Source organism: Tardiphaga sp. P4_G1 (assembly GCF_056401215.1).
The window spans coordinates 543,062-568,524 of the sequence record NZ_JBFUJU010000003.1 but is presented as its reverse complement, the minus strand read 5'-3'; the positions used below and the strand labels follow the sequence as shown (position 1 = coordinate 568,524).

General features: G+C 58.7%; 24 protein-coding genes. 7 read left to right on the top strand and 17 right to left on the bottom strand.

All coding sequences use genetic code 11. The features are described from left to right. Nucleotides 1-7: 7 nt before the first annotated feature. From AC1DUY_RS10350 to AC1DUY_RS10315, 8 genes are all read right to left on the bottom strand, one after another. A complete protein-coding gene (locus AC1DUY_RS10350; RefSeq protein ID WP_478113999.1) occupies nucleotides 8-283 on the bottom strand; it encodes an MrpF/PhaF family protein in 276 nt (91 codons plus the stop codon). Continuing rightward, nucleotides 276-815, bottom strand: a complete 540-nt coding sequence (locus tag AC1DUY_RS10345; RefSeq protein ID WP_478113997.1) for a Na+/H+ antiporter subunit E — start codon at nucleotides 813-815, stop codon at nucleotides 276-278. Before AC1DUY_RS10345 ends, AC1DUY_RS10350 begins: the two co-directional genes overlap by 8 nt. A gap of 10 nt (nucleotides 816-825) precedes the next feature. Continuing rightward, nucleotides 826-1,074 (bottom strand): hypothetical protein, encoded by a 249-nt coding sequence (locus AC1DUY_RS10340; RefSeq protein WP_478113995.1) that lies wholly within the window; start codon nucleotides 1,072-1,074, stop codon nucleotides 826-828. A gap of 23 nt (nucleotides 1,075-1,097) precedes the next feature. Further along, on the bottom strand, nucleotides 1,098-1,910 hold the full coding sequence (locus AC1DUY_RS10335) for an outer membrane beta-barrel protein (RefSeq protein WP_093757584.1): 813 nt from the start codon (nucleotides 1,908-1,910) through the stop codon (nucleotides 1,098-1,100). A 102-nt stretch (nucleotides 1,911-2,012) separates the two neighbouring features. Next, nucleotides 2,013-3,266, bottom strand: coding sequence for an arginine deiminase (gene arcA / locus AC1DUY_RS10330; protein ID WP_068730411.1), 1,254 nt, complete (start codon nucleotides 3,264-3,266; stop codon nucleotides 2,013-2,015). 20 nt (nucleotides 3,267-3,286) lie between these two features. After that, nucleotides 3,287-4,717, bottom strand: a complete 1,431-nt coding sequence (locus AC1DUY_RS10325; protein ID WP_478113993.1) for a basic amino acid/polyamine antiporter — start codon at nucleotides 4,715-4,717, stop codon at nucleotides 3,287-3,289. A gap of 383 nt (nucleotides 4,718-5,100) precedes the next feature. Beyond that, entirely contained in the window at nucleotides 5,101-8,166 is a 3,066-nt protein-coding gene (locus tag AC1DUY_RS10320; protein WP_478113991.1) for an efflux RND transporter permease subunit, read from the bottom strand. Beyond that, entirely contained in the window at nucleotides 8,163-9,284 is a 1,122-nt protein-coding gene (locus AC1DUY_RS10315) for an efflux RND transporter periplasmic adaptor subunit (protein WP_478114061.1), read from the bottom strand. The genes AC1DUY_RS10320 and AC1DUY_RS10315 overlap by 4 nt, the downstream gene beginning before the upstream one ends. A gap of 526 nt (nucleotides 9,285-9,810) precedes the next feature. Here AC1DUY_RS10315 and AC1DUY_RS10310 point away from each other — a divergent pair. The 4 genes from AC1DUY_RS10310 (at nucleotide 9,811) to AC1DUY_RS10295 (ending at nucleotide 13,266) form a co-directional block, all read left to right on the top strand. Continuing rightward, nucleotides 9,811-10,608, top strand: coding sequence for a sensor histidine kinase (locus AC1DUY_RS10310; protein WP_478113989.1), 798 nt, complete (start codon nucleotides 9,811-9,813; stop codon nucleotides 10,606-10,608). A gap of 121 nt (nucleotides 10,609-10,729) precedes the next feature. Further along, the gene (locus tag AC1DUY_RS10305) at nucleotides 10,730-11,359 is read left to right on the top strand and encodes a response regulator transcription factor (protein ID WP_478113987.1); all 630 of its coding nucleotides are present in this window, start codon (nucleotides 10,730-10,732) and stop codon (nucleotides 11,357-11,359) included. Between the two features lie 131 nt (nucleotides 11,360-11,490). After that, nucleotides 11,491-12,126 (top strand): response regulator transcription factor, encoded by a 636-nt coding sequence (locus tag AC1DUY_RS10300; RefSeq protein WP_093757590.1) that lies wholly within the window; start codon nucleotides 11,491-11,493, stop codon nucleotides 12,124-12,126. 39 nt (nucleotides 12,127-12,165) lie between these two features. After that, on the top strand, nucleotides 12,166-13,266 hold the full coding sequence (locus tag AC1DUY_RS10295) for an AI-2E family transporter (RefSeq protein ID WP_478113984.1): 1,101 nt from the start codon (nucleotides 12,166-12,168) through the stop codon (nucleotides 13,264-13,266). A gap of 16 nt (nucleotides 13,267-13,282) precedes the next feature. On the opposite strand, the gene AC1DUY_RS10290 is transcribed toward AC1DUY_RS10295, so the two are convergent. Next, nucleotides 13,283-14,722 (bottom strand): basic amino acid/polyamine antiporter, encoded by a 1,440-nt coding sequence (locus AC1DUY_RS10290; protein ID WP_478113982.1) that lies wholly within the window; start codon nucleotides 14,720-14,722, stop codon nucleotides 13,283-13,285. Nucleotides 14,723-14,830: 108 nt separating this feature from the next. Continuing rightward, nucleotides 14,831-15,376 carry a hypothetical protein gene (locus AC1DUY_RS10285; protein WP_441230935.1) on the bottom strand — a complete coding sequence of 182 codons (546 nt, stop codon included), beginning with the start codon at nucleotides 15,374-15,376 and terminating at the stop codon, nucleotides 14,831-14,833. A gap of 412 nt (nucleotides 15,377-15,788) precedes the next feature. On the opposite strand from AC1DUY_RS10285, the gene AC1DUY_RS10280 reads away from it, so the two are divergent. Then, nucleotides 15,789-16,472 carry a hypothetical protein gene (locus AC1DUY_RS10280; RefSeq protein WP_441230936.1) on the top strand — a complete coding sequence of 228 codons (684 nt, stop codon included), beginning with the start codon at nucleotides 15,789-15,791 and terminating at the stop codon, nucleotides 16,470-16,472. Nucleotides 16,473-16,873: 401 nt separating this feature from the next. Here AC1DUY_RS10280 and AC1DUY_RS10275 read toward each other — a convergent pair whose 3' ends face one another. Continuing rightward, nucleotides 16,874-17,344: a DUF992 domain-containing protein gene (locus AC1DUY_RS10275; protein ID WP_478113980.1), complete on the bottom strand. Its 471-nt coding sequence runs from the start codon at nucleotides 17,342-17,344 to the stop codon at nucleotides 16,874-16,876. Between the two features lie 174 nt (nucleotides 17,345-17,518). Then, nucleotides 17,519-19,345: a metallophosphoesterase family protein gene (locus tag AC1DUY_RS10270; RefSeq protein ID WP_478113978.1), complete on the bottom strand. Its 1,827-nt coding sequence runs from the start codon at nucleotides 19,343-19,345 to the stop codon at nucleotides 17,519-17,521. A gap of 1,026 nt (nucleotides 19,346-20,371) precedes the next feature. Here AC1DUY_RS10270 and AC1DUY_RS10265 point away from each other — a divergent pair. Together AC1DUY_RS10265 and AC1DUY_RS10260 are read left to right on the top strand one after the other, a co-directional pair. Further along, nucleotides 20,372-20,935, top strand: a complete 564-nt coding sequence (locus tag AC1DUY_RS10265) for an HdeD family acid-resistance protein (protein ID WP_478113976.1) — start codon at nucleotides 20,372-20,374, stop codon at nucleotides 20,933-20,935. A gap of 70 nt (nucleotides 20,936-21,005) precedes the next feature. Then, nucleotides 21,006-21,557: a DUF1269 domain-containing protein gene (locus AC1DUY_RS10260; RefSeq protein ID WP_478113974.1), complete on the top strand. Its 552-nt coding sequence runs from the start codon at nucleotides 21,006-21,008 to the stop codon at nucleotides 21,555-21,557. Nucleotides 21,558-21,720: 163 nt separating this feature from the next. On the opposite strand, the gene AC1DUY_RS10255 is transcribed toward AC1DUY_RS10260, so the two are convergent. Genes AC1DUY_RS10255 through AC1DUY_RS10235 form a run of 5 tightly spaced genes read right to left on the bottom strand, consistent with a single transcriptional unit; the run spans nucleotide 21,721 to nucleotide 25,455 of the window. Further along, on the bottom strand, nucleotides 21,721-22,125 hold the full coding sequence (locus AC1DUY_RS10255; protein ID WP_170849614.1) for a carboxymuconolactone decarboxylase family protein: 405 nt from the start codon (nucleotides 22,123-22,125) through the stop codon (nucleotides 21,721-21,723). Between the two features lie 60 nt (nucleotides 22,126-22,185). Further along, entirely contained in the window at nucleotides 22,186-22,908 is a 723-nt protein-coding gene (locus AC1DUY_RS10250; protein WP_478113971.1) for an ABC transporter ATP-binding protein, read from the bottom strand. Then, nucleotides 22,905-23,630 carry an ABC transporter ATP-binding protein gene (locus AC1DUY_RS10245; protein WP_478113969.1) on the bottom strand — a complete coding sequence of 242 codons (726 nt, stop codon included), beginning with the start codon at nucleotides 23,628-23,630 and terminating at the stop codon, nucleotides 22,905-22,907. Before AC1DUY_RS10245 ends, AC1DUY_RS10250 begins: the two co-directional genes overlap by 4 nt. After that, nucleotides 23,627-24,598: a branched-chain amino acid ABC transporter permease gene (locus AC1DUY_RS10240; RefSeq protein ID WP_478113967.1), complete on the bottom strand. Its 972-nt coding sequence runs from the start codon at nucleotides 24,596-24,598 to the stop codon at nucleotides 23,627-23,629. Before AC1DUY_RS10240 ends, AC1DUY_RS10245 begins: the two co-directional genes overlap by 4 nt. Beyond that, on the bottom strand, nucleotides 24,595-25,455 hold the full coding sequence (locus tag AC1DUY_RS10235; protein WP_089263519.1) for a branched-chain amino acid ABC transporter permease: 861 nt from the start codon (nucleotides 25,453-25,455) through the stop codon (nucleotides 24,595-24,597). The genes AC1DUY_RS10240 and AC1DUY_RS10235 overlap by 4 nt, the downstream gene beginning before the upstream one ends. Nucleotides 25,456-25,463 lie beyond the last annotated feature (8 nt).

Sequence of the window (25,463 nt, the reverse complement as noted above, 5' to 3'; positions counted from 1 at the left end):
GCGCGCCTCACTCCCCTTTGGCTTCTGATGACGCGCCGGACGCGTCTCTGACGAATGCGACGGCCGCAAATGCTGCGAACAGCGCGAGCATCACGGCAACATCCATGACAGGCGGCGTCTCGGTTGCGACCGCGAGCAGAAGGAGGATGGCGACTCCTCCCGTGCCCAGCAGTTGGACGGCCATCAGGCGGTCCACATCGGCCGATCGCCGAAGAATGGCAAACAGGCCCAGCGCCACCGTCAGCAGCACAAAGACCGAAGCAACCAAGAGCAGGCTAGGCATCGGATCTTGCGCCTCCGAGCGCCCCCATGCACAGGGTTTCCTCCATCGACAATTGTTCGACGACGGGCTGCGTCACATCGAGGCAATGAATGGCCAGGCTGCCGTCAATCGAGGTCCCGCACGGAAGCGTGCCCGGCATCAGGCTCATGATCGCGCAAAACGTATTTCGCTTCCTGCCCGGCGGCTGCTGCGCCCGGTAGGTGACCAAGCCTGACTGCAGCGGCAGTCGTGGGTGAAGCGCCCGCAGCGCAACGTCTGCTCCCGCGACAATCGACTGACGGAGGAAGTGCAGGACGAATCCGGCAAACTTGATCGGGCGGAAGCCCCATTGTTCGGCAGGCAGCAGCTTGAGGCTTGCCCAAGTCGCTGCGGCAACTGCAATCAGACCGGGCCCCACATCGCCGGGATCGCCGCGCGTCAGTATCAGCCAGAAGCAGAAAAAGCCGATAGCGCGGATCACAGCACTGCCGATGGCATCCGACCACCTCGCCGGACTCGCCTCGCCAATATTGCCGGCCTTGATCAAATTCATTGAAGCCACCCTAACGACTGCTGTCCGTGCTCCGCTTTGATTTCTGCTTGTTCTTCGTATTGTAAACCGGCTGCTGGGGCTCCTCGACGACGATCGGGTGCTGCGGAACCTTCAGACGATCGATGCGCACGTCGTCCCGCAAGGCATCCCGGTCCATCCGGTCGCCGCGCTCGACGGAATCGCGTGGCTCCGCGCTGGCGGCGAATGCCGTACAGATGAAGAGAATAGCGGTACCTGCCGCCACAATCGAATTCCGCATGATCCCCTCTTGTGTCCTGATCGCTAAAACGCGAAGTCGAGCCGTGGGCCGATCAGCCAGTCTCTATAGTGACGCAGCGCCACGTTTGAGTTTCGCGCCTCGTAGATGACGTTCGTGGTGAGCGATACGTTGCTGGCGATGTTGTATTTCAGGCCGAGAGACGCCGAATAGATCTGGTCCTGCCGGTCGCGGTTCAAGCCGTCTGTAAACCAGAACGCTTCGATGAAAGGCGTGCTGACGATCGACCATTTCGAATTCAGCTCGACCTCGATGCCAAGCAGCGCATCGGCACGCCAGCGCCTGGCCTCGGCGAGATCGGAGAAACGATAAGTGAGCTGGAGGAGCGGCGAGAGCGTGACATTGTCGAAGCTGAAATCACGCGCGATAGCGCCGGTGACGTCGTGGGAGGTGAAGGCGAGATCGCGAAACACGCCGTCGTAGTCATATCTGTTTTCGTAGGTGGCGCTTATTCTCCAGCCATACAGATTCTTCGTCAGCCGCGCGCCCAGACGCGCAATGGCGGCATTGCCGTCGTGTTCTCTGGAAAATGCCTCAAACTGAGCACGTGCAAAAATACGGTAGGACAGGTCCGGCGCAAGTTTACCGTCCAGCCGCAAGCTCACATCGGGCTCATAGTAAAAATCCCCCCGCCGGTCGTCGCGCGAAAACAGGGCATTGGCCGTGTAGGTGGGCGATAGGGATCCAACAACGCTCCATGTCGGGCTCATCGACGTGTACTCGACCTTTCTGAGCTCGGTCAGATCTATGTCGGCAGCTACTGCCCCGCTGGCATAAAGGAAGCTTGTTGCTGCCAGGACAATTCTGGATCCACGCATTGCACACTCCCCAGACAATTACTCTCCGTCGGTCGATGGTGCTGGCTTCGGTATTAACAGTCCCACGATCTCGCTCCCCCGAGCAGAGAATGGTCGATTGCGTTAGTAATCCACGGCATCGCGGATGATCGGGCAGGTCATACAGTGACCACCACCACGGCCACGACCGAGTTCGGCGCCGACGATCGTAATCACCTCGATGCCTTCCTTGCGCAGCAATGTGTTGGTGTAAGTGTTGCGGTCATAGGCATAGACGACACCCGGCGATGCACAGACGAGATTGGCGCCGCTGTCCCATTGGGTCCGTTCCCGCTGGTAGTCACTGCCACCGGCTTCGACCACGCGGAGCTTCTTGAGGCCCAGCGCTTCCTCTACAACGCCGACAAACGACTTCTTCTCGGCATGCAACTCGACACCGCTCGGATGATCGCTCGGACGATAGGAATAGGTACGTGTCTGGTTCATGAAGTCAGGCGCGAGCAGCACGCAGTCGCGGTCGGCGAATGTGAAGACAGTATCGAGATGCATCGCCGCGCGGATCTTGGGCATTGCCGCAACGATGACGCGCTCCGCGGCCTTCTTTTTAAAGAGGGTCGCGGCAAGTTGGCTGATCGCTTGGCGTGAGGTGCGTTCGCTCATGCCGATCAGCACGACCCCCTTGCCGATGGGCATCACATCGCCGCCTTCCAGCGTGGCCAGTCCATGGTCCTCTGTCGGGTCGCCCCACCAGACATTAACGTTGCCGGCGAAATCGGGATGAAACTTGTAGATCGCTGTGGTGAGGATCGTTTCCTCATGTCGCGCAGGCCAATACAGCGCGTTGAGGGTGACACCGCCATAGATCCAGCAGGTCGTATCGCGCGTATAGAGCGTGTTCGGCAGCGGCGGCAGAAGATATTCAGTCGCCCCCGCGGCCTCCTTCACCATCCTGAGTGCCGCGCCGCCATGTGCTTCGGGAAAGTCATGGGTCGAGAGGCCACCGATCAGCGTTTCCGCGAGTTTTCGGTTTTCCAGCCCGGACAGGTAGCTTTTGAGCTCGTCGATGAAGCCAAGGCCAACCTGGTTCGGCACGACCTGATTGTCGAGGATCCAGGCCTTGCCCTCCGGGACTGCCAGCGTCTCGGCGAGCAGGTTATGCATCTCAACGACATCGACGCCGCGGTCCCGCATTTTGGTGACGAAATCGAAGTGGTCGCGCTTCGCATTATCGACCCAGAGCACGTCGTCAAACAGCAACTGATCGCAGTTGGACGGGGTCAAGCGTGTATGGGCAAGACCCGGGGCACAGACCAGGACCTTGCGCAGCTGGCCAACTTCAGAGTGCACACCAAACGGGACTTTTTTTGCGCTGGCCATCATGAACTCCCATCGATTTCCTAGATGCTGATATAGCCGGTGGCGAGACCGTGGATGCCGACTACGCATCCGACGACAGCGACGCCGAACAGGACCCATTCTGCCGGAGTGAAGAGCTGCTTGTTGAGCTCCCTCCGTGTGATGAAATACAGGATTGTGCCGGGCGCGTAGATGATGAAACCAAGCAGTAGAAATTTCATACCGCCGGCGAACAGAAGGAAGATCGTGTAGGCCGTCGCCAGGACTGCAATGATCGTGTCCTTACGAAGATCGCTCGGATCGGTCTCGTAAGTTTCCTTGCGGTAGACCAGCATCAACGCGAACGCCGCCGAGAGGAAATACGGAATCAGCGACAGGTGGCTGCACAGCGACAGAGCGAAGGTGAAGGCATCGTCGGAAAACAACGTCGCGATGAGCACAGCCTGAACCAGCAACGTGCTCATCAAGAGCGCCATTGACGGGACCTGGTTTGCGTTTTCGCGAGCCAGGAAGGCCGGCATGTCCCGCCGCTTCGCCGCAACCGACAGCACTTCGGCGGCCATCAGGGTCCAGGCAAGATAGGCCCCGAGCACCGAGATAATCACGCCGATGCCAATGAAGATGGCACCCCAATGACCAACGGCCGCTTCGAGCACGCCGCCAACCGAGGGCTGACGCAATTGCACCAGTTCTTCGCGGGGGAGGATGCCGTATGCAAGAATGGACACCGACGCGAACAAGGCCAACACGGCCAGAAATCCCGTCACAGTCGCAATACCGACGTCCTCGCGCCGTTGCGCGAAGCGGGAGTAGTTGCTGGCGCCTTCGATGCCGAGAAACACGAAGACCGTTACCAGCATCGTCGCCTTGATCTGCGCGAAGAGATTTCCGTAGTCCCCGCTTGCGCCGCCCCAGAGGTTTCCGACGAACACATCCGGTTTGAAGAAGAAGATCGACAGGACGACGAACAACAGCAGCGGAATGAGTTTGGCAATCGTCACGATCTTGTTGATCGCTGCCGCTTCCTTGACGCCGCGTAGCACAAGGAAATGGAACGCCCAGACACCTACCGACGATAGTGCGATGGCAGTGACCGTATTGCCCTGACCGAGCGCGGGGAACAACGCGCCGAGCGTCGACTTGATCAGAATCCAATAGGATACGTTGCCGACGCAGGCACTGGCCCAGTAGCCAAAGGCGGAGAAGAAGCCGACATAGGGCCCGAACCCCTCGCGCGCATAGGCGTAGACGCCCGCATCGAGATCCGGCTTGCGATTGGCCAGCGTCTGAAACACAAATCCCAGCATCAGCATGCCGGCACCGGCGACGGCCCACGCTATCAGCGCTCCATAGATGCCGGTGGCCTGCGCAAAGTTACGCGGTATCGAAAACACGCCAGCGCCGACCATGCCGCCAACCACCATGGCCGTGAGCGTCCAAAGCGGCAATTTCTGGTCACCTGCACTGCTCATGGCCAAAGCACTCCCATGTGCAGAAGCGGTCGGCCTGCAGCAAATGGGACATGCAGGCGACCACCTGCGACCGGGGCCTGCAAGACGCATCGACAGGATTGAGGAAAGTGACGGGTTTGAGAAAGGTTCGGCCGCGAAGGACGCGCGCATCGATTGTGTTGCGCAGCCTCATAGGGCTGGCGCAGGAGCCACGCCGGTGCGCACAAGGCGCGGGCAGATGCAAATAACATCAGGTCCTGCACCGGCGTCCCCTTCCAACATCAACTACTGGAAAGAAGAGCACATTCGGGACGCACCACGATATCGGGTGATGCCCTAGGTTGAAGACCGGGAGTTACCCTAAGTGCCGAAACGGGCGACGGCGCGACACAGGTACGACCTGACTATGCCTGCGTCGATCGGAGTGGGTCCGACGTCCCCTCTTTTCCCCTGAACCATGCCACATACAATGTGGGCAGAAAGATCAGAGTGAGAACCGTCGCAACCAACAGCCCGCCCATGATCGCAAAGGCCATCGGGCCCCAGAACACCGTTGGGGCGATCGGTATCATGCCGAGCACGGTCGACACGGCCGTCAGCATGATCGGGCGAAAACGAGAGCTTGAGGCATCCAGCGCGGCGTCCCACACGCTTTTCCCTTCATCGCGTTCGGCGTCGATCTGGCCGATCAGGATCACCGCATTTTTTGTGATCATACCGAGCAGCGCGAGAATGCCCAGAATCGCAACGAAGCCGAGCGGTCGGCCTGACAGCAGAAGGGCAGCGACCACACCGATGAGCCCGAGGGGCGCGACGCTGAGGACCAGAAACAGCCGCTGAAAGCTCTGGAGCTGGATCATGAGGACCGTAAACATGATCAGCAGCATCACCGGCACAACGGCAATGACCGATGCCTGCGATTTCTGACTTTCTTCGACCGTTCCGCCAACAACGATCCTGTAGGATGGTGGAATGGTCTTCGTCAGAGCCGCAATGGCCGGCGTCAGCGAATTGACGACGGATTCCGGAATTGCACCGGCGGTGATATCCGTCTGCACCGTCAGGGTCGGGACACGATCGCGCCGCCAGATCAGGGGATATTCCTGCTCGTATTCGAAAGTTGCAAACTGGCTGAGCGAAACCGTCTGCCCGCCTGGCAGCGGAACTTGCAAACTACGCAAGTTGGGCAATGAGACGCGCTGTTCATCGACCGCGCGAGCAACGATATCGATCAAATAGATATCATCGCGAACCTGGGTGACCGTGGTGCCTGAGATGACCGTATTCAGCACGCCTGCCAGGGCTTGAGAACTCAACCCCAGCAAACGCGCCTTGTCCTGATTGACCCGAATACGCACCTGCCTTGCCGGCTCGATCCAGTCAAAATTGACACCATTGGCCTTCGGATTGGCGGCGATGACCTGGGCAAGCTTGAACGCAATTTCGCGCACCGTGCCTGCGTCAGGACCACTGACGCGATATTGGACGGGCCAGCCGACCGGCGGCCCAAGCTCGAGAGGCGAGACCCGTGTAATCGCACCGGGAAAATCATTCGCCAGCAGCGTCTCCAGCTTTGCGCGGATGCGTTCACGCGCCGCGACATCCTTTGCGACGACCACTGACTGGGTAAAGAAATCACTTGGCAGCTGAACATTGAGCGGAAGATAGAACCGGATAGCACCGCGGCCCACATAGGTGCTCCAGCGCGCAACATCCGGATCACCCTGCAGGGCAGCATCGAATTTCTGTGCCGCTGTCTGGCTGGCATAAATGGATGCGTTTTGCGGCAGGCTGATATCGACGAGCAATTCCGGACGATCGGACGACGGGAAGAATTGCCGGGGGATGAACGGGAGAAGAAGAAACGAGCCGACGAAAAGCACCAGCGAGAGCGCGATGGTCAGCCATTTCGCCCGCATGGCGAATATCAGAAAGCCGCGATACCACCTGAAAACTCTGCCGGGGGCATCCGTCTTGCGCTCCTTCGGCGGCTTGAGGATGACAACGCCCATCAGCGGAGCGAAGATCACGGCAACGAACCAGGAGACGATCAGCGCAATACTGACAACGGCAAAGAGGGAGAACGTGTATTCTCCCGCAGAACTCGCGGCAAAGCCGACAGGCACGAAGCCCGCGATGGTCACCAGTGTTCCCGCCAGCATGGCGAACGCGTAGGTGCGAAAGGCAAAGCTGGCAGCCTGAACCTTGTCGTCGCCTTCAGCCAGCCGGTTCAGGGTGGCATCCGTGGTGGTCATCGCATCATCGACGAGGAGCGCGAGCGCGATAATGAGCGCGCCGAGCGATATGCGCTGCATGTCGATTCCGGCAAGCTTCATGATCGGGAACACGATGGCGAGTGTCAGCGGTATGGACAGCGCAATGATCAGGCCCGGGCGCACGCCAAGGCTGATAAAACTCACCACGAGAATGATGGCAATTGCCTGCAGCAATGACATCATGAATTCGGAGATGGCGCTCTCGACCGTGACAGCTTGGTCGGCGATGAGCTTCGGTTCGATGCCAATTGGCAGATCCGCCGTGATCGCGGCCATCGCCCGCTTGAGACTCTTGCCGAGCGCGAGAATGTCTCCGCCGTCACGCATCGAGATGGCCAGGCCAATGGCTGGCTCGCCGTTGACGCGAAAAAGGGGCTGCGGCGGATCGGAATAGCCGCGCGTAATCCGGGCGATGTCGCTCAGGCGGATCATGCGCCCGCCAGCAACGAAATTGATGTCAGCGACATCCTGCTCGGACTGAAATGCACCCGATACCCGAAGCGATAGTGTCTCGTCGCCCGTTTGAATCGTGCCAGCTGGCCTTATGATATTTTGCGTCTGGAGAGCGGACAGCAGTGCGGTGCGGTCGATGCCAAGGCTTGCCAGTTCCTTCATCGAAAATTCAACAAAGATCCGCTCGTCCTGAGCTCCCAGCAACTCGATCTTCGATACGTCGGGGACTAGAAGAAGCTTCGAGCGGACGCCTTCCACATAGTCGCGAAGCGCGCGGTGCGTGAAACCGTCGCTCGTAAAGCCATAGATAATTCCGAACGTATCGCCGAAATCATCGTTAAACCCGGGTCCGACCACCCCTGCCGGCAGCGTATGGCGGATGTCGCCAATGTTCTTGCGGACCTGATACCAGGTGTCGGCCACTTGCGCGGCGTTCGCGTTCCCCTGCAGGTTGACGAAGATTGTGGTGACGCCTGCCCGCGTGAAACTGCGCAGGAAGTCCAGATGCGGTGTTTCCTGCAGCTTGCGCTCAAGCCGCTCGGTGACCTGTTTGACGGTCTCCTCAACCGTTGCTCCGGGCCATGCCGCCTGAACGATCATCGTCTTGATGATGAATGACGGGTCCTCGCTGCGACCGAGGCGGAAGTAGGACAGGACACCGAAGATAACGGCAACAATCATGACATAAACCACCAGGGAGCGGTGCTTAAGTGCCCATTCCGAGAGGTTGAAGCCGGTCATTGCTCTGACCCAAGAAGACGTATTTTCTGGCCGGGGTGCAGCGCCTGCACACCCGCGGTCACGATGACCTCTCCCGTGTCGAGTCCCTGAGACACCACGACCTGCGCTTGCTCGAAGCGCAAGACGTCCACGTTTCGGATCGAAACCGTGCGACTCGCGGAATCGACAATCCAGACTGCGGGCTGTTGATTGGCCCTCGTCAATGCCGATGCCGGGATCTCGATCATGGGGACGGCATCCATTTCCATGCGCCCCACGACGGTCGCGCCAAGCCGCATGGCGGCCGGCGGATCCGTCAGGCCAACCTTGATTTCAAAGGTGCGCGTGACGGGATCGGCCTGGGCGCCGACCTCACGGACACGACCGTGAGCTGTCACCGCGGGATCGTCGGTCAGGCTGACGGTTATTTGCGGATCGCTCGGTGCCGATCGAAAAAATTGAGCCGGTACGTCAAAGACTGCATCGCGGCCATCTTGCCGCGCCAGCCTGAGAATCATTTGCCCGGCCTGGACAACCTCTCCGGCGCCAGGTCCGACAGCGGTTATGACGCCAGGTGCGTCCACCTTCAGCTCGGTAAAGCTCACCAGATCATGTGCCGTCTTGAGCTGGGCCTCGGCGGCATCGACCTGCGATTGAGCGGTTTGTTGCGCCTGCGTTGCCTGGTCGTAGTTGACGCGGGTGGTCCAGCCCTGTGCAAGCAGCGTCTGCTGACGATCGAAGTGATTGCGTGCCTGGGTCAGCTGCCCCTGCGCGGCCGCGACTGCCGCCTGGGCCTGGCGCAACGTGTTCAACTCATTCTGGGATTCAAGCCGCGCGATGACCTGACCGGGCTGAACCCGATCTCCGGTTTTCCCGTTGTTTTCGATCAGTCGGCCCGAGATGCGAAATGCCAGCGCCACCTCGTCTTCCGCTTCGATACGGCCGGTGAATGAAAGCGGCGCGCCCGCAATGCTCTTCGCAACAGTGACTGTACGCACGGGCCGCACGACAGGAGCGGCTTCATCAGACTCTCTGCCGCACGCGGTCAGCAGAAACGCCGGCACAATGGTTAGAATAATTATAATCGTCCTATATCGTGTAACTCGACATAGGAAGGCATGACGCGCATACGCAGGCATGAAGAAACCCTCGCTGAGCAAAATTGCACACCAGATTCGCTGACCACCTCGCAAAAGCAGATAGCTGGCTTTTGCCTGCGTGATCGCCTGCCCGCCAATTCTTCTATGACTCAAACTATTCTGGGGGTGCGGATATCTACCCGGTATCGGGGAAACTACTGATCGCACCAACGATTCTCTGGCGCCGTGCTGACACTCTCAAACCGCAGCAAGATTCAAGCGCTCAGTTGAAGACGATGAGGTTCCTTGTGCAGAGCAAACGCGGCAATTAACTGAAATTACTTCTATTGTTACTTCGTATATTTTGAGACTGAGTACAGTCAGTCGCGACATCGGACGATCTGGCGACATCTTACTTGACGCCGATTCAATCAAGGGTATTTAGTAAGGATAACTTCGCGCAAGAGAACGATGGCATTTAACCTTAGTGGTTACTCGCCACTCGATCCAAGATGCATCGGACTACATGATGGCCCACAAGGCTCAGGTAGACGACTCGTGTCGAATTCACGTTCGGGAAAAGATCGTGGTTCACGACACTTTCAACGGCGCTGCTAGTGCACGAACAAAATTGAAACTTGGCAAATCAGGCCCTGGTAAGCAGCTCTTAGCGCTTCAGGAGGATATGCAGCAGCGGATTGCATCAGACCTTCACGATTCGACTTGCCAGCATCTGCTGGCCGCTAGTTTGAATATGATGCGAATGAGGTGCGCCGTTGCTGGCATCGGCAGCGCTATAAAAATTTGCGATGAGACCGACGCGTCGATCTGTGAGGCCCTTAGGGAAATCAGGGCTTTCACCTACCTCCTGCATCCCCAGAATTTGCTCGACGGCGGATTGAAGTCGGCGATCGAGGAGTTTGTGGTGGGGCTTTCATCGCGGACATCGCTGGAAACGCGTCTCAAGATCGATGCTGCGGTCGATGCATTGCCTAACGAAACGCAGCGCTCATTGCTGAGAGTTATCCAGGAAGCGCTCGCGAACGTCTTCAGGCACGCGAAAGCGACGCAGGTGAATATCTCGGTCAAGGCCACAGATACCAACGTCACGCTTCGGATCAGCGATAATGGCTGCGGAATGCCGATTTCTCAGGCGAGAGATCGCCATAAGGCAGTGCCGCTTGGTGTTGGAATTCCGGCCATGAGAACGAGACTGGATCAGATGGGAGGCACATTTGAGATCCACTCGTCATCCACAGCGGCATGTAGCGGGACAACGGTGTACGCGACTATTCCACGAGCCATCTCGCGCAAAGGAAACAAACCAGCGGATATCCACCAGGGCGGCCGAGGATCGACGAAGATCCGACCGTCGCATGGCTAAAGGTCAGCTAACGGATTCAACAATCTGACGCTCAGCGAGGGCAACGAACTCCAGGGGCTGGATCTTCTCGATGAAAGTATTTTGCCGCCTGTAAGGAAATGACATCGGAGTACTAAGGACCATGAAGCAGATTATGATAGCCGATGATCATGACGCGGTGCGGGCTGGAATTCGTGCAATTCTGGAACGACGTCCCGGATGGGAGGTCGTTGGCGAGGCTCGCGATGGTAAAGAAGCCGTTGCTTGCGCCATCGAGAAGCAGCCGGATGTCGCTATCGTTGATTACTCGATGCCATTCATGACCGGCCTCGAAGTTGCGAGGCGGATGAAGGAGTACAAACTTCCAACAGAGGTGCTTATCTTCACGATGCACGACTCGATCGCGCTCGAGCTACAGGCATCTCAAGTTGGCGTTCGCGCATTCCTGCGAAAATCCGATGCCAACAAAATGCTCCTGGCGGCCGTTGAATCACTGATGCATCACAGATCGTTTCATGCCGGCGAGACTTGCGGCACAATGGTCGGATCAGCTGACGGAAATATTGGCACAAGCCGATCGCTTTCGCCGCGCGAGAAGACAATCGTTAAACTGGTTGCCGAGGGTTACAGCAATAAGCGTGTAAGCGAGACCTTGAATTTGAGTATCAAGACGACCGAGACCCACCGAGCTGCAGCGATGCGCAAGCTTAACGTAAAATCGACTGCAGGTCTGGTTCGGTACGCCGTACGAAACAATCTAGTAGAAGCGTGATTGCGCAAACATGGTCGACGGCCTTCACGGATTTGGCAGCCGTGACGCATATCATTTCGAGGCGGTCGTTCTAGCGAGCTGCTTTCGTCAATTGGACATGGCCAGTGGTTCCAACGAATGGGAACGGCACTGTGAAGCAGATCTTGATTGCAGACGATCATGAAGTCGTGCGATCCGGATTGCGCGCGATCGTCGAAAGCCGTGCGGACTGGGCTGTGAGCGGAGAAGCGAGCGATGGCAGGGCCGCGGTCGCCATGATCAGGGAGTTGAAGCCCGATATAGCAATTGTCGACTATTCCATGCCCGTCCTGAATGGTCTGGAGGTGAGCCGTCAGATCAAGTTGCATTACCCCCGGACGGAGGTGCTCATCCTGACAATGCATGAAAGCAATGAAATCCTCACCGAATCCCTCTTGGCAGGGGTACGAGGCTTCTTGTTAAAGTCAGATGCGCGACATCATCTCATTGCAGCGATCGACGCATTACTCAATCACCGGCCTTACTTCACCGGTGTGGTCGTGGAAAAATTGCTTCACGACTACCTGGCCAGCAAGAAGGACAAATCGAAAGTCCTGCTGTCGTTACGCGAGCAAAACGTTGTTCAGCTGATCGCCGAAGGACACACCAACAAGTCCGTCGGCACGGTACTGAATCTCAGCGTGAAAACTGTCGAAGCCCACCGCGCATCCGCCATGCGCAAACTTGGAGTTTCCTCCACTGCCGAACTGGTCCGGTATGCAATTCGCATGAAACTGATTGGACCCTAGCTGCCATAGGAAATGTGGGGGACCATGCCTGAGCCGAGAGTGGATCAAGCCATCCTAGCCAAGGACGTTCGAAGTCAGGATCTTCCGACGGCAGGCGCGAACGCCGGCCGGCGGCTGACCCTCGGGGGAGCACTCGTTATTCTGGGTGTTGCCAGCGGCATCTTCCTCGCATGGCGCGCGTCGTCCAGCCTTCTCATCATATTTGCGGCGATCCTGCTTGCATCGCTTCTCGATGCCTGCGCTCGGTCGCTTGGTCGATACATTCCGATCGGGCGCGCGTGGCGGCTAGCCATCGTGATCGTCATCCTGACTGCAGTGGTCGTGCTGGGGACAATATGGGGGATTGGAAAAATCCCCCAGCAGGCCCGGATCCTGATGCGCGTCATGGACGCCCAACTGGATATCCTGCAACAACGTCTGCTGGCTTTTGGCGTGGATCTGTTCGGCCCGGACGGAGGGCGCGACTTCTCCCGCTGGTTTCCCGATCACGACAAGCTCTTTGGCCACGCGCAATCGGCCGTCGGGACCGCCTCGAGTTTTCTTGCCAATACGCTCGTCATCATATTTCTCGGCCTTCTCTTTTCGCTCGATCCGCAGGCCTATCGCGACGGCGTCGTATTGTTGGTCAAGCCCGCCTCACGCGAGCGCATGCGTTCTGTTCTGGATGAAATGGGCGCCGTGCTGCGCTCATGGCTCATGGGACAACTGATCCGGATCGTCCTGATGACCGCCTGCGTGTGGCTGGCGCTCTATTTGCTCGGCCTTCCAAGCGCCTTTCTGCTTGGCCTGCAGGCCGGTCTGTCGAACTTCGTGCCTTATCTCGGCCCGATATTGGCCAGTATCCCCGTGGGATTGGTGGCAATGCCGCTTGGTCCCTCGATGGTGATCTGGGCCATCGGAATCTACACCGTTATTCAATCCATCGAGGGCTATGTGATCGGCCCGCTCATTCAGCGGCGCGCGGTGGAGCTGCCGCCCGCATGGACGCTGGTCGCCATCGTCCTGCTCGGCTCTCTGTTCGGCGTCTTGGGAATTGCGCTTGCGATGCCGCTATTCGCGATCGGGCGCGTCGCCGTTCTTCGGCTCTATGTAGAGGACTGCCTGGGAGATGACCTGAACGACGGTCCTCACCTTAGATAGACGCGGGAAGCTCCGACTAGATGGAAATATTGCCCATCGCAAGATTGTAGAGGCCAGCAGCGGCTGCCACGAGGATCGCTCCGAACAGGATTCCCTCGGCAGACGCAAAGACCGTCGCTTTCTGTTCCCGCCGCGCGATCACGAACAGGATTGTGACCGGTGCATAGAGAAGTGCCGAAAGCAGCAGGAAGGTGGGACCGCCTGCGTAAATCATCACAGCCGCGTAAATCGTGGCAAGCGCACCGCGCACCCAGTCGACAGCGCGGCTACGTGGCTCCGCCTGATATGTTTCACCGGTCCATGCGAGTTTAAGTGCATATGCAGCGACAAACAGATAGGGAATGAGCGTCATTGAACTCGTCATCTTCAATGCCAGCGTGAAGGCATATTCAGCAAAATAGGTGACGAGCAGGAAAAGCTGGATCAGGCAGTTGGTAAGCCACAGCGCGCCCGCGGGTACCTTGTTGACGTTCTCGCGCGTGAGGAAGCGCGGCATCGTGCCACTGACGGCTGCGGAATGGAGAACCTCGGCGGCGAGCAATGACCAGGACAGGTAATTTCCAAGCACGGAGATCAGCAGGCCGATGCTGATGAATACCTTGCCCCAAGGCCCAACGATCGCTTCGAGTACGCCTGCCATCGAGGGCGTCGCGAGCGCGCCCAGCTCCGGGCGCAGAAGAATTCCGTAGGACAGCATGGTGACCAGGACAAGCAAAGCGAGCACACCAAGAAAGCCGAGAACCGTCGCGATCCCGACATCGTTACGGTCCTTTGCGTAGCGCGAATAGACGCTTGCTCCTTCGATCCCCACGAACACGAATACGGTGACAAGCATCGTGTTGCGAACCTGGTTCGACACACTGGAAAAGCTCGGCTCCTCACCACCCCAGAAATTATCCGCGAAGACGTCAGCCTTGAACGCAAAAGTGGCAACGATGATGAAAAGGAGTATCGGTATCATCTTCGCGAATGTCGCAATCGTATTGAGTGCGGCAGCTTCCTTGATGCCCCGGAGGATGAGGATATGAACGCTCCAGAGCAGCAACGATGCGGCCGCGATCGCAACGGGTGTGGTGCCGTCGCCAAACACCGGAAAGAACTGTCCCAATGTCGCTTTGATCAGCACAAGACACGCAACATCGGCAAGGCAGCATCCGATCCAGTAACCGGCCGCAGATGCAAAGCCGGCATAGTCGCCGAAGCCAGCTTCAGCATAGGCGAAAATGCCCGTATCGAGATCGGGCCGACGCCGGGACAGCGTCTGAAAGACGAAAGCGAGCATCAGCATTCCGGTGCCGGCGATGCACCAGGCAATCAGGGCGCCGAGACCGCCCGTGGCGCGACCGAATGCCGATGGTAATGCAAAGATCCCGGAGCCGACCATCGAGCCAACCACGAGCGCAATCAACGCGCCGCGCGAGAGCTTCTGATCGGATGAATTGGATGATGTTCCCATTTTTCTATTGAACCTGACGCTCGACGATGAGCGGTCGAATGAAGAAGGACCGGTATTGGCGCAGCAATAGGAGGGCACCGTTTCCGGGTCCCTCCGAGATCGTTCCGGCTATCCGTTTTCACCTTCTGCAGTCGACAACACGGTGTCGTCCTCATCGAGCAGAACAGCCGCCCTGGAAAGCCGGTCAAAGAGTTTTCTGCGAGCTGCAACGGGTGGCCAGGCGTAAAGAAAGATTTCCGAAGGCTTCCAGATCGCAACCCAGCCTAGAATAAGAAAGCTCTCTGACAGAACCCTTGAAAATGGTCCCTCCGTCATTCGCTGAGCGAAGACCCAGCCGAGCAAGAGGCAAATGAAAAGGATCACCATTCCGACGACGAGTGACAGCCGGCCGGTCTTGAATAACTCGCTCAGTTCACGCGAGACGGCCTGACTTCGAAGGCCAAAGTAGTATCTGACGGCGGCAGCGATATCGGATACGTTCGTTTTCCGCAGTTCGTCAGGCGGCAGATAGATGACGATTTCAATTGGGACACGGTCGGAAAACTCCAGCACTCGATCAACGATATAATCCTCAGCCTGTAGCGCGAGATCAGTCTCGCGGAACGGAGACGGATCGAGCGTATCGAAGAGCTGCGATACCTTGCGAAGCTTCATTTCTATTCGCCCGACTTGTGCCCCTTCGGTCGAACGGTTTCTCATAGCCTTTCTCGATCGTCTTCGAGCAACGAGGCGTGCCGGCACGGCGGTCGCAGGGAATGTCCGACGAGCCGAGAAATCCCAGCAGATCATTGACGCTACCACCAGTACAATCAGGTGTTTCCCCTAGGGCGAGATGCAGGATCCAGATTAGGGAACGCCGATTGCGCCTGCATTTGTTGCGTCCGGCGACGCCCCAGCCAGACCGGAAACAAATTGATGCCTGCGAACTCATCGGGAAATCCCCTAGGTCCCCTAAGGTGATCATCCGATATCGCATCGGCCTCACAGAAGCTTAGGCTAGCTTTTTGAAGGAGGCAGCGCCGTTTCGGAATTCGCGACAGCGGACAGAATTACGACTGGATCGCCGATGAGTGAACTGGACCTGCCGCCGAGCCGGGATACTGAGGACATTCGCTTCAGAACGAGAAGTATCGTCCTCAGGCAGCTCCCCTTTCTCGCGATCCTCGCGCTCGCAATCGCGGGCGTGGCCTATACGAATTTTTCAGGCAAACCGCTCATTGGCTATTGGGAGTTCCTCGCCCTCGCAATTGGTGTCGTATGCGTCGTGACTGAATGGACCGAGCTCGACGACAGGCAGGCTCGGGTTCGACTGGTATGGACGCAAGCGCTTCACTGGATCGCGGTTCTTGTTACGATGAACATCATGCTGCTGGCGGGCGTTCAACAGCTTCTGCCTGCGCCTGCGACGAGTCTCGTGCTTTTGATGTTGCTGGCGCTTGGCACTTTTCTCGCCGGGCTGAACCTTATGTCGCTGCAAATGGGCTTTCTCGGCCTCTCGATGGCACTGGCAGTTCCCGCGATCTCCTGGATCAAGCAATCGGCGCTCTTTCTGATTCTGGTTGTGGTCTTCGTAATCGGCCTTGCCATGGCTTTCTGGTCGCTCCGGACGGATACGCGTCGATCTGAGCGAACGGCGTCTTCACGGCCCGCCTCGCGGGGCGATCCGGTTGCCGGTCACGAAGACACATCGGACGAAGATACATCGGACATCGAAGCAGCTCGCCGGCGCCTTGGGCTAAGCGACGATTAGCGGATCTGACAAACCAGGAAGCTGCGTTTAGGCCGCATGGAGATGCGCAGTTTTTTCATTTAAGAGTTTTCGTTCGGGCGATCCTCAGCAGGAGATATCATGAAGCGCTTTATTGCTGCGGCAGGTTCAGGGGTGATTTTCTTGTGCGCTGCGTTCTCCGCGACTGCAGACCCTCGCGACTCCGTCGAGCGTGGTCAAAGGCTGGATTCTGAAGCAATTCGGGACGATGTCCGCACCAACCGCCTGAAGACACCAGCGTCCCCGCTCAACGTAGAACAACCGCGGCAACCTCAAGGACAGACACTGCACCGCAGGGGGCGACCACGCTTGCACGCCATGCCGCGACCTCCGAGCGAGCGACAATTGCGGCTGCGCCGGCAACAAAAATCAGGTCAGTGACGCTAGCGTAACGTCATCGTCGCTATTCCCGCGGCAAGGCTCACGCCAATCTGGCGCTCAAGCGACAGTGGCTGGAGCATCACGGTCCTGCGAGATCCCCCGATCAGAACATTCGCGCCCAGACCCGGGCCAAACGCAACGCTGCCACTCGCGCCGACGTAATTTCCACGGAGCGTACCCCGGCCGACCTGTGAGTTTCGGGCAAGGACCCGCCAGACCAGCGCGCTCGACGGAGTCACCCCGAGATCCAGGCCGATACGGCGCACCGTTCCCTCATAGATGTACTGCCGTGACGCATTTCGTACCCTGAACACGCATCGCAGCGTCTGACGCGAGCCGATAATCAGGCCAATCCGGGGATTGCTCATACATGTCAGCGTTCCTGCCCTGAATGCGGCAGAGGAAGCCGGCAGCGATGAAACGCAAAGCAAAAGGGATGCACCGAAAAGTCCAAGCAGGGCCTTCTTGATCATGGGAGCCTCCACTTTCTGCGCGAGAATATGGCAGTGGCTATTCAGCGCCGCAAGATCGCCACGTCAGGCACAACTCGCAAGCTGACTCGATTTCGATTCGAATAGTTATAACGCGATGCGCCCGGCGCTATTTTCTGGTCGATACATTTCCGCAGACGATTGCGAGTGATCGCATTACGCGATCGATGATCTGGCAGTCGTATCCTCCGCCGCATCCGCTCGGTCACTCGCGCCCGCCAGCACGTCGATCCGCTCCGGCTCAAGCAAGCAAAGCTGCTCACCCGGCCCGGCCGCAAGCCTGTGAATATAGAAGTGCGTGCTGGCCGCATCAGCAGCGGCCATGATCGGTGACGGAGCCGAAATGACCTTCAACGATCCAAAGGTGCCGATCCAGTCGATATGGCGATGCCCGTGCATGACGACGGCCCGATCAGCAAAGGCCTTCAGCCGACGTACAAACCAGCTGCCGTTGATCACCGCCGTGCCGATGCGTTCAGCGAACGCAGTCACTGGCATCGGATACTCCATCAGGTGATGGTGCAATCCGATTATCCAACGCGCTTTCGGGAACTGAGCGATAAAGGCCTCCAGCCGGCGGGTCTGCTCGATCGAGACCAGGCCAAGTGCATTGGTGAAGGAGAAATGTGTTTCAGCATTGGAATTGAGCAGCGCTATGCCGATTCCATTCTCCTCCAGAGGCGGAACCACCATCGGATACAAGTCATCGAAGACCCCACGTAACCGGGCTGCACGCTGCAGGCCACCGAGATCCGCGAAATCGGCCATCTGACGGCGATACGGCGCCAGCACGTCGTTGAGTGTCGTTGTATGACCTTTTCCGTCTTTCACAACAAACGCGCGATCGCCCTGAATGGCAGCGATGGCCGAAAGCGTGCGGACCTGCCGCAGCCGTTTGCCCGGGCTGAACGGGAGATCCAGCCGGGCCGGATTCGCCCGGTCCACGATGTTGATATCGTGATTTCCGGGCAGCACGAACGTACGCGAAAAGAGGTCTGGATAGCGCGACAGGACGTCCAGGAACTCCGCCCATTCGGTCGTCCGTCCGGCATCGGTCATATCGCCGCTGATCAGCACATGGTCGAGCGGATCAACAGCGTGAATGGCGGCCAGCCGCGCCATCACCTGCTGCAGACGCTCGTTTCCCTGCGCCCCCGCGCGCCCGCTTTCAATGCGAAAACCATAACGTTCGCCAACCACATGGAGGTCCGACAAGTGAGCTACGCGCCAGATCCTGGTGTGTGTCGGTGCTGCATCGAACGCGACAAGATCAACTGGCTGCGCCATACGGGCATCGGCCAAGCCCCAGACAAGCGATGCGCCGGCAAGATAGCCGCATATCAAGACTGCGGCATTTGCCAGCGTCGGAATGATCAAACGATGAGGAACACCAAGATCCTCCAGACCTCCTGTCCAGCGCGAGGCCGGCCAGGCCCACATCGCGACCGCCACGGCGCAGATGGAAATGGCGATTCCCGCCGCGGCCGAATTCACCGCGCGGAGCCGCGCTCTGCCATGCACGGTCAGATGTCTCCCCAGCACCTTCTCCGTCAGATGCTGCAAGCCTTCGCGGCCGAAGACATATCCGGGCTGGATGGCAAGCGCGTTAAGAGACCAGAAGTTGACCTCGGCGAACCGAAACAGAGGCTTCCAGCCGATCCACCCCAGCGCGACAATCCCGATTGCCACCAGCAGCGCGCCGATCTCGGTCAGGACGAGAACCTTGTCCGACAGAGTTGAGAGCCAGGCAGAGGCGACCAATGCCGCGAGGCCCAACGACACCGCTGGCAATAACAACGATACCGTCCAGGCAAACAGGAGCTTCGGCAGACTGACTTCAACAAGCAGGCTCCCCGCCATGGAGAACAGGGTTCGCTGTTCAGGACTGGCGGCATCGTCCTCGATATCGCCCCTACGCGGGTCGATCGTTTCCCTGTTCCACTCCTTCGTTGGCTCGTCGTCTCCCGCATCCCCTCTCTTCATGGCATCGCCTCTTGTGAGCAGGCATGTTCCTCTCACCAGAGTGACGCTATCACATCTTCGACGACATCCGCGCGCGTCAGGGTTTGACCCGATGCAACATCACCGCTCGTATGATGTAATTACCGAAGCATGGCGAGAGATGAGCGCGGCAAATAGAGACAGGTCACTGAAAATATCACTCAATTTCTCAAACATGTTGCGGCATGCAGATCTAATTAGGCGGTTCAAGACTTCTGAAAATTGAGACAGCGAGGCATACCCATATCGAGCGCATCTTCCCGTTCTGATTGACGGACTACGCCTTTGGTAATATCCATTCGCCCCGTGCGATATCAAAAATCAGGCTGATAAAAAGCCGGAACGGAGTCCCATGGACTCGCAATCGATCGCAACACAGGCTGAACGGCCTGATGTCCCGACTGGGCAATCGACCTGGTCGGAGACTGTTCAAGGGCTGGCGCCTGAAACCCGTCGCCGCTTCACAACAGCTTTCATGGGTGAACTATCATTCGCGGCCGCCATTTGCGGGCCCATGCACGTCCGCGCCTCACCGTTGATCTTGCGATGCCGTCGCCATTCGGAGTCGCTACGATTATCGGCTCTGCCGTGCAGTTCCGGTTCCTCCTTATATCCCTGACGTTCCTTTTCTATTCTTGAAAGGAGAAGTTCTATGGAAGCGATGGATCGGCGAAACCTCTTGCAGGGCCTTCTGTTCAGCGCGGTCGCCACGGGCCTTGGCACGAGCGTCTTTCTGACGACTGCCAAGGCCGCGCCAATCCCGCTGCAGAAAGACCTTGCCAACAAGCTGGAGCCCCTCACCGAAAACGCCCAGGTGGTTGTGGCAGGCCGGCCGCCACGCAGGGTCCTTCACCATCCGCATCGATCGTGGCGACGTCGTCGCCGTGTGTGTTGGTGGCGCCATGGTCGCCGCGTCTGCGCTTGGCGCTGATGGTATGAAGCGCATGCGCGGTGACACGAGCGGCCTCAATTCATAGCGCAAAAGCAACGCAGGAGCGGGAGGACAAGATGACGACGTATGGCAATAGTTCCTCGGTAAGCGTCACCGGCTTGTCTTCACCGCCGTTCTGGATATGCGTACTGCTTGGCATCGTTCTGATTTTGGCCGGGCTGCTGATCCTCGGCGACGTCGTTCTTGCTACCGTCATCAGCACACTGTTCATCGGCTGGACGGCCATTGCCGCTGGCGCGTTCGAAATGATCCATGCGTTCTGGACCAAGGGATGGGGAGGATTTCTCTGGCAGATCCTCCTCGCCATTCTCTACATCGCATTCGGCATCGTACTGGTGCAGCAACCCGTCGCCAGCGCGATCATCCTCACCTATGTCCTCGGTATATTGCTGCTGGTTTCCGGCGTCATTCGCGTGCTGCTTGGATTTAGCCGCTGGAGCAACGGGGGCTGGATCATGCTGGCTTCAGGACTGTTCGGCGTTCTGGCAGGTCTGGTTATTCTGACAGGTTTTCCCAGGACGGGCCTGTGGGTCCTCGGCTCTCTGCTGGCCGTCGACATGATCTCCCACGGTCTGGCGTGGCTCGCTTACGCGTGGCAGCTGAGAACCAAGGCAGCATAGCGGCAGAAGGAACCATCAACGACGAAGGCCACGTGGCACCATAGAAATCTCTCAGTCAGGAGGAATAGAAATGTCAGATCTCGTTGCGATCATCTATCCATCCGAGGCAAAAGCCGAAGAGGTGCGGCAGCGTCTGTTCAAGCTGCAGAAGGAATATCTGATCACGATCAGCGATGCCGTTATCGCGGTGAAAACCGAAGCCGGCCCCGTGAAGCTGAACCAGCTGATGAATACCACCATGGCCGGCGCGGCCTCCGGCAGCTTCTGGGGATTATTGATCGGCGTGCTGTTCCTGAATCCCCTTCTCGGCGTAGCACTGGGCGCCGCATCCGGTGCATTGGGCGGGGCACTGACGGACTATGGCATCAATGACGACTTCATGAAGGAGCTATCGGCAAGCCTTCAGCCGGGAAATGCGGCGCTGTTCGTTCTCATCAAGAGCATCACTGCAGACAAGGTGCTCAAGGAAATCCAGGACGCCGGCGGCACTGTGCTGAAGACGTCCCTGGACGATGCCAAGGAGCAGGCGCTCAGGAACGCGCTCGCCAAGGCCACGGTCGAACCCCAGGCTCAGGCAGCACCAGCGGCATCCACGTCCACGGCATCCAAGCCCGCTGCCTGAGTTTGCGGGACTGGCATGGGTACAACAGAAGCTTCCGGCGTAGATATCTGCGCCAATTGCTCTTGTGCGTATCATCGCCGCGAATAACGAAGTCCGCCTGATCTTGCGCAGATCAAGCGGACAGTTGAATTTGCGTTTGAGGTGTCGTTGTTAGGCCGGCGGCTTACTCCACCTTACCCATTTCCTTGAGCACTTCGTTGGCGGCCTTGAACGCATCGAGGCCGGCCGGGATGCCGCAATAGACCGTGGCGTGCAGCAGCACCTCCTTGATCTCGTCGACAGTGACGCCATTGGTGATCGCACCGCGGGTATGCAGCTTGATTTCCGGCGCGCGGTTCAGGGCCGTCAGCATTGCGAGGTTCAGCATGCTGCGGGTCTTGCGATCGAGGCCCGGACGATTCCACGCATAGCCCCAGCACCATTCGGTGGTGATGTGCTGGAACGACATCATGAAGTCATTGGTCGACTGCATCGACTTGTCGACATAGGCCGCGCCGAGAACTTCGCGCCGCGCGGCAAGACCGATGTCGAACATTCCGCCGAGTGTGATGTTCTGATCGTAGCTCATATTGTAGTCCTTCCGTTTGCGATTGCTAAGGGTTCGACGTCGTTCGCCCGTCCGCCTCGATCATATGCCGAGATAGGCCGCGCGAACGGCAGGATTTTCATTCAATTCTGCAGACGTGCCCTGCAGTGCGATGCGACCGCTTTCCAGCACATAGCCGCGTGTCGCGACGTCGAGCGCCAGTCCGACATTCTGCTCCACCAGCAGGATCGACGTTCCACGCCTGTGGATCTTGGTGAAGGCATCGTGCATCTCTTCGACGACCTTTGGCGCCAGACCGTGGCTCGGCTCGTCCAGCAGCAACAGCTTCGGCTGCAGCATCAGCGCGCGCCCGACAGCGACCATCTGCTGCTCACCGCCCGAGAGCGTGCCGGCCAACTGCCCGCGCCGCTCCCGCAGACGCGGGAATAGTTCGAAGATGCCTTCCATGCGCGACGACAGATCCTTGGCATGGCGTGCGGTGAAGGCCCCGAGCATCAGGTTTTCTTCCACCATCATATCCGAAAACACATGGCGCCCTTCGGGAACATGCGCAATGCCCAGCGTGGGGATGTCATGCGAGGCGCGGCTCGACAGATCATTGCCTGCAAAACGCAACATACCGGTGACATGTGGCACTAGGCGCGAGATCGCGCGCAGGATCGTGCTCTTGCCGGCGGTATTGGCGCCGATGATGCAGACGAACTCGCCTTCGAACATCTGCAGATCGATGCCGTGCAGGACTTCGATCTCGCCGTAACCGGCATTGAGGCCCTTGATCTCGAGCAATGGCTGAGACGCACTCATTTATGGGCCTCCATCGAACGGCCGAGATAGGCTTCCACCACCACCGGATCATTCGCCACCTGCTCCGGCGTGCCATCGGCCAGAAGGCGACCGAAATTCAGCACCAGGATGCGATCGCAGATCGTCATGATCGCGCGCATGTGATGCTCGACGACCAGCAGCGTGATGCCGTCGTCGCGCAGCGAGCGGATCAGATCCATGATCTCCTGCATCTCCACCGGATTGAGCGCGGCCATCACCTCATCGAGCAGCAGCACCTTGGGGCCGGTACACAATGCGCGTGCCAGTTCGACGCGCGCGCGCTCGGGAAACGAGAGATTGCCGGCAAGCTTGTGAGCAACGGATTTGAGCCCGACGCGGTCGAGGCAGATCAATGCCTCCTTGCGCGCGGTCTCCACATCGTGGCGCAACAGGCCAGCGGTGAGCACGTTGTCGAGCACCGAGCTCTCGGCAAACAGCGCCACGTTCTGGAACGTCTTGGTCATGCCAAGCGCCGCAACCCTATGCGGCTTCTGGCCGACGACACTGGTGCCGTCGAGTTGAATGGAGCCACTGTCCGGACGAATGAGGCCAACCAGCGTACTGAAGAACGTCGTCTTGCCGGCACCGTTGGGCCCGATCAGGCCAACGATCTGGCCTTTCGGTATCGAGAACGTCACGTCGGACAGCGCCTGAAGGCCGCCGAAGCGACGCGAGATGCCACGCACATCGAGAATGGTCATGAGCGTGCCTTCTTCGAGAAGCGTGCCATCAACGAGTCGAACACCGTGATGAAGCCACGTGGACGCCACAGAATGACGGCGATCAGGATGACGCCGAAGATCAGTTGCGACAGGCCCGCCGCGCCCGACGAGAATAGATCGTTCATCAGCTCCTCCACGGGGATGATGAACAATGCGCCGAGGATCGGACCGATCGCCGTACCGACGCCGCCCAGAATGGCGATCAGTGCGACACGAATGGAGATGGATGCTGCGCTGAATACTGTATCCGGATCGAAGAACACGGCGACCTGCGCATAGAGCGTGCCCAGCATGGCCATCAGGACGCCGGAGATCACGGCAGTCTGCAGCTTCACCTTTGTGGTGTCGATGCCGATCACTTCCGCAGCGGCCGGATTCTCCTTGATGGCACGCAGCCGATAGCCCATGGCACTACGCCGAATCCATTCAAAGATGACCGTCACGATGATCAAGGCGATGAGCGCGATATAGGCATGCGGCAATAGCTGCTTGAAGGAATAGGCGGCAATGCTGGGCGGCACGAACGGCACCGACAGGCCGACCGGCCCGCCTGTGAGTGACGTCCCGACATTGGCGATGACGCGCATCACTTCGCCGAAGGCCAGCGTTGCCAGAGCAAAGTAATGCCCCTGCAGTCGCATGGTCGGGACGGCAATGATCAGCGCGGCGATGCCACCGAGAAAGCCGCCGGCGAACATGCCGATCCACGGGCTGATGCCGAATTTCAGCACCAGGATGGTGGACGTATAGGCGCCGATGCCGAAGAAGGCAGCGTGGCCGAGCGACGTCTGGTTGGCCAGACCACCGATGATGTTCCAGACCTGTGCCATCGCGGCGAATAGCAGCGTGAAGGTGAGCACGCGGATCCAGTATCCGGTCGGGCTGAGCAGCAGCGGCAACACAGCCGCAATGGCGATCACAGCCAGAATTGCGATCAAGCGTTTCATCGGGATGCTCCCACGAGGCCTTGCGGCCTCACCGCGAGCACGAAGATAAAGACGATGAACAGAATGAGGTTCTGCAACTGGATCGGAAAGAACAGCGAGGACAATGCCTGAATGACGCCCACCGCGAGCCCGCCGACCACTGCTCCCGCAACGCTGCCGAGACCGCCGAGGACAACGACGGTGAACATCAGCACGACGAACTGGCCACCGACCCCGGGGAATACCGTGACATAAGGCAGGATCACTGCGCCGCCGAAGGCCGTGAGGCCGACGCCGAGCGCGAAGGCGATCTTGTACATCAGCGCTGTGTCGATCCCCATCAGCTGTGCGGCCATCGGGTTCTGCGCAGTCGCGCGCATCGCCCGACCGAACCAGCTCGTGCGCATGAACCACCACAGGGCCAGACCACAGGCCAGCGACATGCCGAAGGCGATCAGATACGGCACGCTGATGAACAGCGCGCCGAGCGACAGCGACATGGTCTGATAGGACGTGGTCACCGAACGAAACTGCGAGCCGAACAGCAGCAGTGAGCCGTTTTCGATGACGATCAACAGACCAACGGTGAGGAAGATCTGGGCCACCGAGGGCGCCTTCAGCACGCGTGCGATCAACTGCCCCTGCACCAGCCAGCCAATGCCGAATGCGACCGCAAAGGACAGCGGCGCGGCCAGCACCGGATCAAGGCCGAGATAGGCCCAGGCGAACCAGGACACGAACATGCCGATCATCAGGAATTCCGCCTGCGCGAAATTCACGATGCCCATGACGCCATAGACCAGCGTCAGGCCGATGGAGATGACGGCGTAGACGCCGCCGACCAACAACCCATCGATTATTGCTTGTAGAAATGACACTGCGATCT